Genomic DNA, 14,979 nt, shown 5'->3' on the forward strand with positions numbered 1-14,979 from the left:
TTGGCGACCTGTTCGATGGGCAGCGCGTCCGCGGCGGCTGCCATGGCCGCAGGGTCCTCGAGGCCGGCTTTCTGTTCCGGGCTCAGTGACAGCGGCGCCCAGAACCGGGTGTTTTCCAGCGCCAGGGCATAGTCCGTATCGAAGGAGAGCTTGATCTCAATCATCTTCTCTATCCCGGCCGGATCCCGTCCGGCGGCCGCCGCACCTTCGAATACGGCCGGCAGCAGCTTCTCCCTATAAAGGTCCATGCCAGAGGTTGTCTCGGGAGAATCATCGCGCCACGGAAGGTGCGCGTAAATATAGACTTCCGCGTCCACAGATCCACACGGTCGCGCGTGAGCGCAAGTAATTTGTCGAGGGAGACCCCATGGTATCAAATCCAAGCAAGTGGTATCGTATTCAGCATAGATGGTATCGTATTCAGCATCGGTTGAGCGATGCGGTTGGCACCAGCAAGGATGGTGCCGCTCCGTTCGACTGGTGGCGACGACGGGGCGGGTCTTCATCGATGGGCGGTGCTGTGGGTCGACTGCTCGATCTCCGCGGCCTCGGAAACGGACCACCGGGCGGTGTACGACGGAAGAAAGAGGGGTGTTGTGAGGAGAAGAATGAGCACGATCAACCGATCCCTTGGCGTCAGGTTAGCCTCTGAGGCCGCATCTGCCATCCCGGCGGACCGTACCGTCATCGCTGCCGTCGTCGAGTGGCGAGGCAGGATTGCCATGTTCAGAAGGAGCCGCAGTCTGGGCTATGACGGGGGCTGTTGGCACTGCATCACGGGATTTGTGGAAGCTGGGGCAACACCCGAACAGCAGGCCCTGGAAGAGCTGTTTGAAGAAACGGGCTTGCAGGCCAAAGACCTCCTCGATCTTCGGCAGGGGCCGGACCTGGTGATTCCTGACGGTTCCGGAACCCCGTGGCTTATCCACACTTTCACTGCGATTACATCCCGGCGGCGGTTGAAGCTCGACTGGGAACACGATTCCTACCGGTGGACCACCCCGCAAAAGGCCAAGCGCTTCGCTAATCGAGTCGGCTGGCTCGACAACGTGCTCGCCGCAACCGGTCATCATCCCATTGCCGTCCCGACACTCCAACCCTGGGACGGCGCCATGATCCCAAACCTGCTAGATCCGCGAGTGAGTCAATGAAAGCCACGACCCAAGCCAGTGCACCTTCCGGTACCACGCGATTACAGCCTAGTGCCCGTATCTATGGTTGCGTCCGGCTTGAAGGGATGGTTGGGCCTGGGGACGCCCGGGGTCGGGAGCTCGGTTATCCTACAGCCAACATCTCCGTGCCGGACGAGGAAATCCGGGACGGCGTCTGGGCAGGCACCGTCCGCCTTCAGGGAGGCGATGATGAAACCTACCCTGCCGCTGTCTCTGTGGGTCGGCGCCCGACGTACTACCGCAGAGGAACACGGTTGCTGGAGGCCCACCTTCTGGACTACAACGGGGACCTGTACGGGCGCATCGTTCAGGTGATTCTGCACCACTACATCCGCCCCCAAGGACGATTCCGTGGAACCGATGAACTCGCAGCACAGATCCGCGACGACGTGGCCCATGTGCGTTTCTGGGCCAACGGGGCCGGCCAGGAATTTTGGACGTGAGAATCAAGCGGGAAACCACCGTTGCGACTTCGAGCCAAGGGCACCAGCCCACTGATTACGTCGCAGCAGTAGCGGTTGACGGCTCACCCCGCGTCGCCGCTGACCCTCCAGCAGCGGGAAGAAGCATGAAACCTAATCAATTAATGGTCCGCAAGCACGTCGGATGGAATTTGCTGATCAACGTGTGGGTGGAAATCCGATACTACGGCCGCGTCATAAGAACGGGCTTTGTCGAAGATGCGATGCCCGACTCCTCCGCACTTTGGATTGCCGCGAACGCGAATGACCCGCGTCAAATGTTTGAAGCATCCGAGGGATTCGAGGTATGGGTCACGCCACACGGCCGGGCGCCAGCCTCCGCTAGCGGAGAACATTAACCACATCTCAGCGTCACCCCTACACGGAATACAAGGTCCTTCACCTCTCATGTGCTTGTTGGAAAACGCCGATAGCGACGTTATGTAAAAGTATTACTTCAGGTAACGAAAGTGGTACCTCAGACAGGGCGGTCCTGGTTGTTCATGCACCACCCGGTGAACCCCAAAGCCCCAGCTCCTCATGCACCACGTCGCCAGCGGAAATCATCGGGTCTCGGAAACGGGCGGCCCCCCCGGGCAGCGGTGGCGGCCCGAGGCGCACCGTATGGCCGGTACCCAGCATGGAGTGACTGTTGCTTTTGATCTCCCAGCCAATGGTGCCTACAGACCGGCCCAGCACGTTCCCGATCGTCTACAGCGACGTTCCGTGGGACTCCCGCTCCCTGCAGTGACAGTTACCGGCGTTGATGGTCTGTTCGAGGCTGCGCACTTCACCACGCGAGGCTGCGATGGCTAATGCGATCGCCGCACATGCGGTGGACTTTGACGATTCGAGCCTTTGGACTGACGGCCGCCCGTCAGCGGCAGTGGTCTCGGCAGCCGTCGCACTCGGTGAAACACTGCGATCTTCAACCGGACAGGTCGCGGCAGCAATCGTCGCGGGGTTGCAAGGTCAGGCCTGCATCGCGCTCGCAACCGGCCCATCCGCCTACGAGAGCGGCCATTCACGGCCCCGGGATCTACGCCACGTGCGGCGCTGCTGGCGCCTGCTCTCATCTCCTCGATATCGATGTTCACGGTTTTGAGCATGCCTTTACTCTCGCGGCCACTCAGGCAGCCGGCGTCAGGCGCACCTTTGGGACGATGGGGAAGGATGGACCATCAAACTCGTTGTCCGGTTCGGCTTTGTGCGGCTTGGTAGGACGGCAGTTCCTCCGGAATTTCCGCATCACGCGGTGCCGCCCCCGGAACACGCACTCGCTGACGTCCAGCAAGACTCAGGGCCAACTCCTCATGGGAGGTGTAGTACTCGTATCGCATGTGTCTGCGTTGGAATAACCATCGGTCGTCGACCCGGCAATACTCGTCGTCGTAGCGGTACGCGGCGACCATACGTTGCCCGTCGATCGCAACTTCACCATGCCCCATCTGGATTCCGAGCGCGGTTCTCGCACCGGGCGTCAGGTCCACAAGATGCTGATGAACACTGTGTGCGGTCAGAGAGTACGTGTTCATTATCTGTCCGAAAAACTCGCGCAACTCTCTACGACCTGAGTACGCAGCTCCCGCTCGCAGGAAAACGGCGTCATCCGCAAAAAGACCTATTAATGCTTCCAGGTCGTGGCTATCGACGAGAATGGGGTACGCCTCAGCGAGCTGCCGAATTGCATGTAGGTCGACCAATCGCTGCACATGCAGCAACTCCGACCCCTTTTCAACTTCCGGGCGGAAATTCACACGGCTAAGGTCGAGCATGGTGATGTGGGCTCCTTTTAAGGGCTGGTGCGTCGACCAGCATTGGGAAGTCAGTGCCGCCTTGCGTAACCGCTCATGCCATTCCCGGCTTGATTAGGATCTCGCTTGTGCCTGAGTACCGGTCCATGTGACCTGGTTGCCGGGAACGTGGCCTGGATGGGGTTGCCGTAGGAGGCCATCATCCGAGTGACCGTGGTCGTCGGCGAAATTCCGTGCTCCATGACCGAAACCATGATCGCCTCCAGAACCTGAGCCTGGCCTTTCGTCGGCCACCGCCCGCCGATAATCAGGCGGGCGAGCTCACCGAAGCTGCGCTGGCCAAACAATGGTCGTGAGCGGATAACCGCGAACGAGCATGTCGTCGCCTTGCACGTGGGCAATATCGGTTGAGCAGTCATTGATTGCCGCCGCCACGGTCGCCTCTCTCTTATCGGAGCGGGTGGATCAGACCGGCGTCGATTCAGAAATTGCCTCCGGCACGGACGGCCGGCGGAATTTTTTACCGTACTTGGCAAGCTGTGCTTCGAAGGCCGGAATAGTGTCAGAACCGATCAGCTGGAGATCACCGAGGTAGTCGAACAGGTTCAGACAAATCCCGTCGACGCCGTTCGTCGCGGCCCAATCCGCCAACTGTGTGCCCGCATCTTCGGCGCTGGCAATAATCGCGTCACCGAGCAAGTATTCCTCTACCTCATCACGAGAGACCATGCGTCCTTGTGCGCTCTCTAGTGATTCGGCACCGCTGGCGACTAGCATGTTGCGCAATGCTCCGCGGTCTGCTTGGTCGACGATTTGCCGTGCACGGTCCTTCGCCGCAGCAGTCGTCGCGCCCAGAATCACTGACTTGGCGCCAATGAATCCGCACTCGCTGCCGACCTCTGCCCGAACCTTGCGGAACTTCTCTGCGAGATCTCCGAAACAGAAGATATAGTCCGCGTTCTCAGCAGAGAAGCGCATGCCGGTGTACGACTGTCCGGCATTTACGATCAATGGTGAAGCCTGCAAGGGTCGCGGCCGACCTGAAGCCTTGTTGATCTTGAAGTACTTTCCGTCCAGCGTAGCCTCGCCCTCGGACCAGAGCATCTCGACGACGTCCAACCATTCCCGGGTGTAGGCGTAGCGTTCCTTGTGGTCAAGCAGCTCAACGCCCATCGCGGCGAATTCGTGCGCTCCCCACCCGCTAACCACGTTGAGACCCCACCGGCCGCCGCCGATGTGATCAAGGCCGACGCCATACTTGGCAGCCACAACGGGATTGAGTAGGTTTGTGTGGATTGTGGTCAGGAGTGTGATCTTCGTGGTGGCCGCCAACAGTGCGGCTGTTAACGTGATCGTGTCGAGGCTGGCGCCCCGCCACACGATGTCGTCGCCGGGCAATCCAGCCCAACGTGCGGCAGGAAACGCGAAGCTCATACCCACTTCCTCCGCGGCGAGGATCGTTGCCAAATTGTACTTGTAGGTCCACTCCGTCGGGTTCGGTGCGAGCGTGGGCCATTCGTGGAACGATTGGTTCGGTTGAAAGATACCGAGCATGACCGAATTGTCGATGCTCGGTAGAGCCCGTTCGACACAATGCTCTAGACCTGGCCTGGTGGCGGGATCGGCGCTGTCTGGGTAATACCTCATTAGATGCCTTTCTGAAGTTGAAGCGAAGAGTCGACGAGATCATGCGCTCCGAAAGCATGCGACCGGCTTTTCAAGATCATGTCCTCGCGGAACCCCTCCCGGTGTCGCCACGAGTCAACCTGTTCGCTGAACCCAAGCGTGCCGCCGGGGTATCCTGCTGCGACCGCAGGAATAATGTTGCCGGTCACGTTGCCCTCGTTGTTGTAATAACCCGGCGTGCACTCCAGCACGGATTTCGCCAGGGCCGCACCACCCCGACGCAACTCGGCCATGTGGGCATCCCACGCCAACTCCGCCTCGCGTTTGACTTCCATCGACGTGACGCCCGAATCCACCAACGTCGTAATCAGCTCCACCACATGGCTGGCCTGAATGGTCATTCGGAAGGGAATGTTGAACGTCGGCGCGGACTGGCGACTGTTTCCGACCATGAACATATTCGGGAAGCCATGGGTGTAGAGACCGTGGAGCGAGTAGTACTCGTTGCGACCCAGCTTCTCATCAAGCGTGACACCATCGCGCCCGATGACGTTGTAGCGACCCGACTGCGACGGCGAGGTCGCGAACGACTCAAACCCTGTAGCATAGACGATGCAATCCACCTCATACGCCACACCATCAAAATGGATGGCATTCTCTGAGATACGATCCGGCCCGCGGCCATCGGTATCGACCAGGGTGACATTGGGTTGGTTGAACGCCTGCAGATACTCATCGCTGAAGCACGGCCGCTTACAGAACCGTCCGTAGTACGGCATGAGACCAGCGGCGGTCTTGGGATCCTCCACGATCTCCGCGATGCGATGGCGAATACGCTCCATCTGCTCGAAGTCGATCGCGTCCATCGCCTCGGCAACAGCCTCTGGCGTCATCCCCCTGGCGTCCGGGCGACCCCAGACCTCTTTCCACTGATCATCGATCAGATTACGATCTGGGCTCTTGCCCTCCAGCACGAGGTCGAAGTTCGTCTGACGATCCTTCTGCCACCCCTGCGGCAAGCTCGACCACCACTCGGGATCAGTCGCCCGATTACCCCGCGCATCAAGAATCGAAGGGGTGCGCTGGATCAACACCATTTCCTTAGCATCCGCCGCAACCCGAGGCACCACCTGAATGGCAGTGGCTCCGGTGCCAATCACGGCAACCCGCTTATCAGCCAGCCCGGTCATACCCCCGAGGTTGCTGCCTCCTGTGTACTCGTAATCCCAACGACTGGTGTGGAACGAATGTCCCTTGAACGTTTCGATCCCGGGAATGCCAGGAAGCTTAGGGCGGCTAAACATCACCCCGGATGCGAGCACCACAAACCGTGCAGTGATCTCATCCCCACGATCAGTGGCTACTTGCCAGAGCTCACTCTCCTCATCCCAGCGCATCTCCGTCATCCGCGTCTGGAACAGCGCATCTTTGTAGAGATCGAAATGATGCCCCATCTTGCGGGCATACCCGAAGATCTCGTCGGTACGCGCGTACCGCTCCGTGGGCATGTAACCCACCTCCTCGAGAAGCGGTAAGTAGATCGAGGACTCGATGTCGCAGCGCGCACCCGGATAACGGTTCCAGTACCACACACCACCAAAGTCGCCAGCGTCCTCGATGATCGCCAGTTCCAAGTCCCCCGCCTTGCGCAGCAACCCGCCCGTGGTCAAACCACCAAACCCGCCGCCCAAAATCAGGACGTCGACGTCACGCCGCACCCCTTCACGCTCCACATGCGGGGTGAACGGATCACGCAGATACTCCGAAGCAGTATCGAGCTTCACATACTGTGCGGTACCTTCGGCACGAAGCCGTTTGTCCCGCTCTTCCCGATATTTCTCGCGAAGCGAATCCCGCTCTTCCTCCGGCACAACGCCCTCATTTTCCGCATTCATTCAGAACCTCCGCTCCCTGTCGACTTCCCGTAGGACGAACCCGATACGAACAACCACGACATCGGACACGAACCTCAACGTCCGCACCGCCACTATCGTGGATTCTTATTCATAGACTAATGGTATCGTATCCAATGTGCAAAGGAACACTAGAAGAAAGAAGGCGAAGCATGAGGCAAGCAGTAATCGTCAGCACAGCGCGTACACCGATCGGCAAGGCTTACCGAGGCGCGTTCAACGACACCTCGGCACAGGAGCTCGCTGGACATGCGATCCGGGAAGCCGTAGCACGCGCACAGATCGACGGTGCTGAGGTCGAAGATGTCGTCCTCGGCTCCGCCATGCAAGAGGGCACAACCTCGATGAATATCGGAAGGCAAGCAGCACTCCGTGCCGGCCTCCCCGATACGGTGGCCGGGATGAGCATCGATCGCCAGTGCGCGTCGGGTCTCATGGCAATTGCCACGGCGGCGAAGCAGATCGTTGTAGATGGCATGCAGGTTGCCGTCGGTGGCGGCGTCGAATCGATTTCACTCGTGCAGAACGACAAGCAGAACTTCTACCGCGCACGCGATGGATGGCTGAACGAGAACCTACCTGGCATCTACCTGCCGATGCTCCACACCGCCGAAATCGTCGCAGAACGCTATGGCGTCAGCCGGGAGGCCCAGGATGCCTTCGCGCTGATGTCACAGGAGCGCACAGCAGCAGCTCAGGCATCCGGTCGATTCGATGATGAGATCGTTCCCTTCAGCACAACGAAAGTGGTAACGGACAAGGACACCGGCACCCAACAACGCGTCTCAGTGCTGCTCGAAAAGGATGAGGGAAACCGTCCCGGCACAACTGTAGAAGCGCTTTCCAGCCTAACCCCCGTGCTCCCAAATGGAACGGCATCGGCCGTTTCAAGCGTAACCGCCGGAAACTCCAGTCAGCTTTCTGATGGCGCGTCTGCTGCGGTGCTGATGGAGGCATCCGAAGCCGAGCGCCGTGGTCTCACGCCGCTGGGACTTTACAAGGGAATGGCAGTCGCCGGATGCAGTCCCGAGGAGATGGGTATAGGGCCCATTCCCGCAGTACGAAAGCTCTTGGAACGCCAGTCCCTCGAAATAGAGGATATCGGCCTTTGGGAGCTGAACGAGGCTTTTGCATCACAAGCCCTGTACTGCCGCGACGTACTTGGCATTGATCCTGACCTCCTCAACGTCAACGGAGGTGCAATCGCCTTCGGTCACCCCTACGGCATGTCAGGTGCACGGATGGTGGGGCATGCACTCCTGGAGGGACGGCGCCGCGGAGCGCGCCTGGTTGTCATCACAATGTGCGTCGGCGGCGGCATGGGAGCAGCGGGACTATTCGAGGTTGTGTCGTGACCGTTGTAGGACGGCGAAACTTTACGAACATCGATGAGATCAGCCGGGCTGTCGGTGAACATCTCGGCTTCTCACCCTGGACAACCATTACACAGCAGCGCATAGACGTTTTCGCCGAGGCGACCGGCGATCATCAATGGATCCACGTCGATCCAGTCCGCGCAGCATCTGGTCCCTTCGGATCTACAATCGCGCACGGGTATCTGACGCTGTCGCTCGTTTCCATGTTCATTGAACAGGTCGTTGATATCAGCGACTCGATAACCCGGATCAACTACGGTGCAGAGCGAACCCGCTTTCCCGCACCCGTCCAGGTTGGTTCCCGTCTACGCGGAGGCGTCGAAATCGTCGCCCTAGAGCCGACGAATCATGGTCAACGCCTCCGGGCTCGAGTCACGGTGGAGATCGAAGGACAAGACAAACCCGCCTGCGTCACGGAAAACGTGATCCTCTTGCTTCTTTGACCCCCGGGCAGGGTCAGTGGGATTCGGGACAATTACGATCAACGGGCCACATCAATGTTGCGCCTTGAAGCCGCAAGATCCTCTGACGCGCGGCCCAACCACTTGCAACTCAAGCGTCTGCGTCTTAGGGTTTGAACCGTCGTCCCGCCCACCGTCTCTGGACCTGTCTCCAGCAGCTCTCGCGGCCACGCGCTCGGGTGCCAGCGGGTGTGATCTCGCGTCGGTCGGATACGTCCAGGAGGGGTACTGTATCGCGGGCAAGGCCGATCGTACCCTCTCACCGACGCCCCGGACAGGGGAGTTTGTCTCAAAGACGGAGTCCGAGTCCGCGCCGTAGCGCACTCGTATTGTGGTGCGTCGGCCTGCCGACCCGGATAAGTTCAACGGCGCATTGATCGTCCATTGGACCTGCGTCAGCCCCTCGGCTACGACGTCATCGACGAACCTGAGGGCATAGCCGGCGGATTCGCCTTCGTTAGTGTTCAAGGCGCCGGGCTTGAGGGCTTCCCCGGCGCGAGCGGCGGCCTGAAGGCCTGGATCCCGGGCGATACGGCCCCATGCAGATGCCGGTCGACTCCTATGCGGCCGATATGTCCTCGCAAGCTGCTGTGGCTTTCAGGGCCGGAAGCGCTCGCGAGGGCGTCGAACCCGTGGACGGCCTCAAGGTCCCCTACCGCGTCGCCGAGGGGGCCTCGCAATCCGGCCTTGCGTCTGTGGCGTGGAATTTGAGCGTCGTGGCGACGTACAACAAGCCAGCGAGCGTCCGGAGGGAGCCTCATGCGGGTATCCAGCAGCCGAGGCCTGAGCTCACCAGTCGTGTTCAACACTTCGCGGGACCCCCACAAGCCCACCGACAAAGTCTGGAACCACGGCCGACGCCCAACCAGGGCACCAGCCCCCGGAAAAGGCTGGGCACGTCCCGAACACTGGATATCACTCAAAATGACACGTTCCAGGTCAGGATGTGCGGACTACATGGATACTCCCCCGTCGATTGGCAGCACGACTCCTGTAATGTAAGCGGCCTCCTCTGAAGCGAGGAAGCCGACTCCGGTGGCGATCTCGTGCGGGTCCGCGAACCGTCGGATTGGGATCATCTCGGTAAGTTCAGTAAGCCTCGCTTCGGGGATGGACGAGATCATTCTGGTCTGCGCATTGGGTGAGATCGCGTTGACAGTGATCCCGAAGCTAGCGAGTTCCTTCGCCGCGGTCTTGGTGAATCCAATGATCCCTGCCTTCGCAGCGGCGTAGTTGGCTTGGCCGAAGTTTCCGTGCATGCCCGAATAGGAGGTGACGTTCACTATCCGCCCGAAGCCCTGCGCGCGCATCGGCTTGATGGCCGCGCGTGTGAGACGGAAAGTGCCGGTGAGGTGGACGTCCAGCACGCTTTGCCAGTCGTCGTCGGTCATCTTCCACAGCACCCCGTCACGAAGAATGCCAGCGTTGTTGACCAAGATATCCAGCGAGCCAGCCTCCTCGATGACCTGGTCGATGACCTCACCGACTGAGGGCGAAGACACATCGACTATGAGCGAACGCGCCCCCAGACGCTCTGCGGCGATAGCCGTCTCCCCGGGGTCGAAGTCGGCAATGTACACGGTTGCGCCGCCCTCAGTGAGGAGTCGGGCGATTTCATATCCGATGCCGCGCGCGGCCCCAGTCACGACGGCGGTCTTGCCTCGAAAGTCAAACGAAAGGGTCACGCTAATCTCCTCACGGATAGGTTTTGCATTATTTCTATGAATGTTGCCTAGTGCTTGGACGTTGCGTTGCTAACGGATCGCAAGTGCGTTTGCCGTGGAGCCAGCACCGCCGGGGGCGTATAGCGGAGCGCTCACCAGCATGCATGTAGCTCGGCCGTCGTCGTGGCTTCGTGCGGCCAACTCCTCAAGCCACCAAAGCTCGCCGATTGCCATGCCGAAGTGGCCGAGAAGGGCTCGGTGAAGTATGCCGAACGGTGACTCCGGGCTCGAGTTCCCCATGGGGAAAACCTCAACGCAGGGTGTGTCGCTCACGACTGCACTGCAGTGGATATTCCAGAGGTATCGCGCCATCTCCTCCGTGTGTTCGAGTCCTGCCGCCATCATGTTCGCGCGATCCGAGACACGCTGACGCTCGTGCGGCTCCAACCTTGCGTACCACGCCGCAAACCCGGTACGCAATAGGATGATGTCCCCGGGCATGAACTCCACTCCAGCTCGTTGCCGCGCTCTCTCGAGATCGGCGACGGAGAATGCGTGCGGGGTTGCCGGATCGTATGGTTCCCCGTTGAGCTCGGCGTCCCTCTGGAGATCAAGAAGTACACCTCGCCCAACGATTCCTCGCCGAGCCCAACTCGCGATCGAGTTACGTCCGTTCAGGACTTCATCGAGGGTTGCTCCGTTGTAATAGACGCCAGGGTACGCTGCCACATGACTGAGGGCGTCCCATTGGCTGCTGGACTGCGGGTTTAGCGCCGAGTAGGATTCGTCAATGCTGCCGTTGTCGGTGACCACGATATCCCTGGTGTAACGGGGCCGACCGTACAAGGGCGGGTCAAAAAAATCGAGCGGCGCATCGAGCCGGATGACTTCACCGCTGACAATCGATTGGGCAGCCTGAAGTGTTGTCGCCGGGCCGTGCAGATTCAGCAGTCCGTCCTCGTCCGACGGCCCGAATATCCCCCAGGATGATCCGATTCCGAAGTCGGTTTTTGGTAGCTCGTCATAGTCCGGGAGGTCCGGCCTTTCGCTGCTCATGTCGTAACTCATTCGTCTCTTGGCTCCCGTTCTCAACTTTCCTAATGGTGAAATAAGCGAAAGAGCATCAAATTTGAAGTCGTTCTCCGACTCCAAGGCGGATGGTTCTCGTGCACTACGGCGACATTGTCAAAGCCACGGCCTCGCTATGATCCTGGTCGTTGAAGGTCCAGCTCGACGCCAGCTGATCCTTTGCTATCATGTTTCGATGAAGCTCCGACGCCCCGCCGGCGATCCGGTAACTGCGGGCAAGTCCAAAGAGCCAAGGTAGACCACTTTCCTCGTCGAATCCCGTGCCCCCGCACACTTGGATTGCTTCATCACAAACGAAGGAAGCCGCCTCACTAGCGGCGAGCTTGGCCATGCTCGACTCAATGCGCGAAGGGTTGCCGTCGACGGCATTGGCGGCGGCTTTCATCATGAGCAGCCGCGCTGACTCAATTCGCATTTCCATATCGGCGAATTTCCACCGCAGTCCCTGCTGGTCCCACAACGGCCCGCCGAATTGGTGGCGACTTACGACATACTCTTGCGCACGAGTCCGTGCACACTCGGCGATTCCGAGACTCTTGGCAACGGCACCAAGACGCTCCATGTTGTAAGTCAGGATGAGGTCCTTGAACCCGTTTTCCAAAGGCAGAATGTTCTCCGCGGGAACGCGACAGTTTTCGAATCGCAGTTCCGCCCAGGTGGAACCAGACATAAAGGTTCTGACGGGTCCTGTTACCAGACCAGGCGACCCCTTCTCAACAATTACCGCCCCAATATCGCTCAGTTTCGGGCCAAAACGGACATAGACTAGAAACACGTCAGCTGCATTGGCGCCGGCAGAGAAAACCTTGACTCCGTTAAGGAGGACCTCGGAGCCTTCGACTCGGCCGCTAGTCTTCAAGCCTGTCAGTTCGGAGCCTGCGTCAGGCTCGGTAAGTGCAATCGAAAGGCGAAGCTCTCCATTCAGCATTCTGGGGATATATTTCTCCTGCTGGGCCGCACTCCCATGTTTTGTGAGGATGCTCAGTGGACCCACGTCGAACACATTCATAGCCGCAGCTGTAGTCGGGCATACGCTCCCGATCGCGTCGAGCACCAACAGCGCGTCAAACTCCGAGCGTCCGCCGCCGCCGACCACTTTTGGTGCGCAAAGCCCAAGCAGCCCCGCATCTCGCAGAGCGGCGATGTTCTCGGCGGGGTACTCCTTAGTACGGTGCCATTGCATGGCTTTCGCTTTAAACTTGTCGAGCGCCAAAGTGCGACTGGCGGCGATAAGGTCTACTTGGTCCTCGCTCAGGCCGAACATTTCTATATTTCCCTTTCTAGAAGCAATAAATTGTCGTAGAGCACGCCATACGCAATATCGATTGGCCCTCTGCAGCAAACCCGACTGGGATCGAACGCCATCCTTTGCCACATTAAGGGCAAATTCGCTCGAAACTGCACCTAGTCCCGCCTTCGGCGATGCGTAGGCACCGGCATTTATTTCATCAGCGAGACTTAGATCGACGACGCAGACGACGGCATCTTGCGCAACATTTCAAAATGTAATCAACCGCTCGAACGGCACCTGGCGGCAAAGGACGTGCTCAGCGAATCACTCATGACTACTGTTCCCGTGAACAGGCCGAGAGCTACCGAGCCAGTCGTCCAGCAACGCGGGCGCAATCTGAACGGCGTGTTGCGGACCTACCAAAAGGTGGCTCATCGCGACCCGCGCGTTTGCATTAAGGCGAGCGAAAATTCCGTCCTTCGCAATGACGTCTGACCCCGCCCACAACGATGCCGTTGCAATGATGTCGTCAAGCGACCGATAGAGGTGAAGTGCTGCTTGCTCGATGAGCGCAGTGTGCAGCTCACTTAAACGGTGTTCCGCAGCCGCCTCCCACAGGTTCTTATAGGAGTCCAGAATGAATGCGCGCGACGCTTGGTACAGCGAAGCAACACGAACAAACTCGGCCTGAAAGAGCGGATAGTTGTCCAGGGAAGGCACCACTCCGCGACGTCGTCCCTGAGCGGACTTCGCCATCTCCTCGATCGCTCGCTTCGCTAGACCGAGCCCCGTACCGACGTGGTGCAGGGTCGTGACCCCTGTAAACCCCTGGGTGAACACTGGGTCGTCAGGAAAGTCCGTTCCGTCGTGGATTGCCATCCACTTTTCCTCGATTACGTGTTCCTTCACTAGATACGACCCCGAGCCTGATCCGGCGAGACCAGACGGGTCCCAATCGTGCTTCCACTCGACGTGTTCAGGGTCCACCCAAATGAAGACGACATTCGGCTCCCCGTCCTCACCTATGAGCATCTCGTCGTTCTCAGTGAGCAGGGCTACCCGGCTGACCACTCGCGTCGCATGCTGCGAGCCGGATCCGAAAAACCTCTGGGGCGCTTTGACCAGATAGCCCCCCTCAACTGGCTTTGCAGTGCCGAAGGGTCCTTGCGGAGCACCCGAGCCGCAGGCGACGCCGTCTGCTTTAGGGCCGATCAGCTCACGCAATGCTTCAGCCGGCAGGAGCATTCCAATGAACAGGGTGCCTGTCTGGTGGTTACCGTAAACCCAACCAGCAGAGGCGTCCTGACGCGAGATCTCCTCCGCGATCTGAATATAGGTAACGGCGTCCACGCCCGCCCCTCCGAGGTGTTTTGGCAGCAACACGCCATACAGACCGGCGTCCTTCCACGCCTGAACGACCTTTGAGGTGATGACCTTGTCTTGGTCGGCCTGCGGGACTTCAGACTCTACTAGCGGCGCCAGCGAACGTGCTACGTCAACCCACCGCTGCGCTTCTTCTGACGTGTGAGTAGTGTCACAGATCGGGGTGTCAATTACTGACTCCATAATGTTGACCTCCGTAGGGTGAGATTTCGAGTCGTGATCGGATGCAAGGGTACTCGGTTGCTGTCCCGGCCGGCTTAGGCGTACGGTGGCGGGAGCCGTGAGGAGTCCTCAAGCCGCGTGACAGCACAGCCAATGCCGGTCGTCTAAATTTGAGCGCCGACGGCAATGCATTCATACCGCGGCATCCGACGCATTATACCGCACCGCGAGCTCGCCCCATTCACGGTACCGGATTGTCTCCTGGACGGTCTTGGCGGTGTCCGAATAGTCCGCGTCCACCATTCCGGTTTGCTTGAGTTCCGTGAGCGTCTTGATAGCTGCCTCGTATATTGCGTACGAGACAGGGACCGGGTCAAGAAGAATCTTCACACCGCTCTTTTCAGCGAGTTTGCGCTCTTCGCGCGTGGCGCTGCCGAAGCGGATGGGCACCATCATCACCGGCACTCCGCACGATGCCTCTACAGCTTCGGCGGCATCCTCCCATTCGATATGTGTTGGCTTGATCACATCGGCCCCGGCCTCAGCGAATAGCCGCATGCGCAACAGTGCCTCGTCCTTCGATATCAGGGCACTATCAGTCCTCGCCACGATGACCGTGTTTGGATCCCGGCGCGCCTCGACCGCGGCGCGAACACGTTGGACCGCCGCATCGCGTGTCAAGTGGTG

At 59.5% G+C, this 14,979-nt stretch carries 15 protein-coding genes and 1 pseudogene; 7 read left to right on the forward strand and 9 right to left on the reverse strand.

What is annotated here, in order from left to right; all coding sequences use genetic code 11:
* Window positions 1-248, reverse strand: a pseudogene (locus tag AC1DD5_RS25105) (F420-dependent glucose-6-phosphate dehydrogenase); the annotation flags it as partial.
* 360 nt (window positions 249-608) lie between these two features.
* Between AC1DD5_RS25105 and AC1DD5_RS25110 the strand changes: the two are divergent.
* From AC1DD5_RS25110 to AC1DD5_RS25120, 3 genes are all read left to right on the forward strand, one after another.
* Entirely contained in the window at window positions 609-1,151 is a 543-nt protein-coding gene (locus AC1DD5_RS25110) for an NUDIX domain-containing protein (protein WP_477523045.1), read from the forward strand.
* Window positions 1,148-1,615, forward strand: coding sequence for a riboflavin kinase (locus tag AC1DD5_RS25115; RefSeq protein WP_477523046.1), 468 nt, complete (start codon window positions 1,148-1,150; stop codon window positions 1,613-1,615). Before AC1DD5_RS25110 ends, AC1DD5_RS25115 begins: the two co-directional genes overlap by 4 nt.
* 784 nt (window positions 1,616-2,399) lie before the next feature.
* Entirely contained in the window at window positions 2,400-2,738 is a 339-nt protein-coding gene (locus AC1DD5_RS25120; RefSeq protein WP_477523047.1) for an MmgE/PrpD family protein, read from the forward strand.
* Window positions 2,739-2,814: 76 nt separating this feature from the next.
* On the opposite strand, the gene AC1DD5_RS25125 is transcribed toward AC1DD5_RS25120, so the two are convergent.
* The 3 genes from AC1DD5_RS25125 to AC1DD5_RS25135 all read right to left on the reverse strand — a co-directional run bounded on the left by AC1DD5_RS25125 (window position 2,815) and on the right by AC1DD5_RS25135 (window position 6,908).
* The gene (locus AC1DD5_RS25125; protein WP_477523048.1) at window positions 2,815-3,408 is read right to left on the reverse strand and encodes a nuclear transport factor 2 family protein; all 594 of its coding nucleotides are present in this window, start codon (window positions 3,406-3,408) and stop codon (window positions 2,815-2,817) included.
* Window positions 3,409-3,852: 444 nt separating this feature from the next.
* Window positions 3,853-4,941, reverse strand: coding sequence for an LLM class flavin-dependent oxidoreductase (locus AC1DD5_RS25130; RefSeq protein ID WP_477523049.1), 1,089 nt, complete (start codon window positions 4,939-4,941; stop codon window positions 3,853-3,855).
* Between the two features lie 92 nt (window positions 4,942-5,033).
* Window positions 5,034-6,908 (reverse strand): flavin-containing monooxygenase, encoded by a 1,875-nt coding sequence (locus AC1DD5_RS25135; protein ID WP_477523050.1) that lies wholly within the window; start codon window positions 6,906-6,908, stop codon window positions 5,034-5,036.
* 170 nt (window positions 6,909-7,078) lie between these two features.
* On the opposite strand from AC1DD5_RS25135, the gene AC1DD5_RS25140 reads away from it, so the two are divergent.
* From AC1DD5_RS25140 to AC1DD5_RS25155, 4 genes are all read left to right on the forward strand, one after another.
* Window positions 7,079-8,281: an acetyl-CoA C-acyltransferase gene (locus AC1DD5_RS25140; RefSeq protein WP_477523051.1), complete on the forward strand. Its 1,203-nt coding sequence runs from the start codon at window positions 7,079-7,081 to the stop codon at window positions 8,279-8,281.
* Entirely contained in the window at window positions 8,278-8,745 is a 468-nt protein-coding gene (locus AC1DD5_RS25145; protein WP_477523052.1) for a MaoC family dehydratase, read from the forward strand. The genes AC1DD5_RS25140 and AC1DD5_RS25145 overlap by 4 nt, the downstream gene beginning before the upstream one ends.
* 349 nt (window positions 8,746-9,094) lie before the next feature.
* Window positions 9,095-9,202, forward strand: a complete 108-nt coding sequence (locus tag AC1DD5_RS25150) for a hypothetical protein (protein WP_477523053.1) — start codon at window positions 9,095-9,097, stop codon at window positions 9,200-9,202.
* 76 nt (window positions 9,203-9,278) lie between these two features.
* Window positions 9,279-9,779, forward strand: coding sequence for an alpha/beta hydrolase domain-containing protein (locus tag AC1DD5_RS25155; RefSeq protein WP_477523058.1), 501 nt, complete (start codon window positions 9,279-9,281; stop codon window positions 9,777-9,779).
* On the opposite strand, the gene fabG is transcribed toward AC1DD5_RS25155, so the two are convergent.
* From fabG to AC1DD5_RS25180, 5 genes are all read right to left on the reverse strand, one after another.
* On the reverse strand, window positions 9,717-10,448 hold the full coding sequence (fabG, locus tag AC1DD5_RS25160; protein ID WP_477520218.1) for a 3-oxoacyl-ACP reductase FabG: 732 nt from the start codon (window positions 10,446-10,448) through the stop codon (window positions 9,717-9,719). The genes AC1DD5_RS25155 and fabG overlap by 63 nt on opposite strands.
* Before the next feature lie 69 nt (window positions 10,449-10,517).
* Entirely contained in the window at window positions 10,518-11,483 is a 966-nt protein-coding gene (locus AC1DD5_RS25165; RefSeq protein ID WP_477523054.1) for a cyclase family protein, read from the reverse strand.
* Between the two features lie 115 nt (window positions 11,484-11,598).
* Window positions 11,599-12,780, reverse strand: coding sequence for an acyl-CoA dehydrogenase family protein (locus AC1DD5_RS25170; protein ID WP_477523055.1), 1,182 nt, complete (start codon window positions 12,778-12,780; stop codon window positions 11,599-11,601).
* A 291-nt stretch (window positions 12,781-13,071) separates the two neighbouring features.
* Window positions 13,072-14,313 (reverse strand): acyl-CoA dehydrogenase family protein, encoded by a 1,242-nt coding sequence (locus tag AC1DD5_RS25175; RefSeq protein WP_477523056.1) that lies wholly within the window; start codon window positions 14,311-14,313, stop codon window positions 13,072-13,074.
* A 171-nt stretch (window positions 14,314-14,484) separates the two neighbouring features.
* The coding region (locus AC1DD5_RS25180) for an isocitrate lyase/phosphoenolpyruvate mutase family protein (RefSeq protein ID WP_477523057.1) at window positions 14,485-14,979 on the reverse strand (495 nt) is incomplete at its 5' end.

The organism is Paenarthrobacter sp. 10L420, from assembly GCF_056395385.1.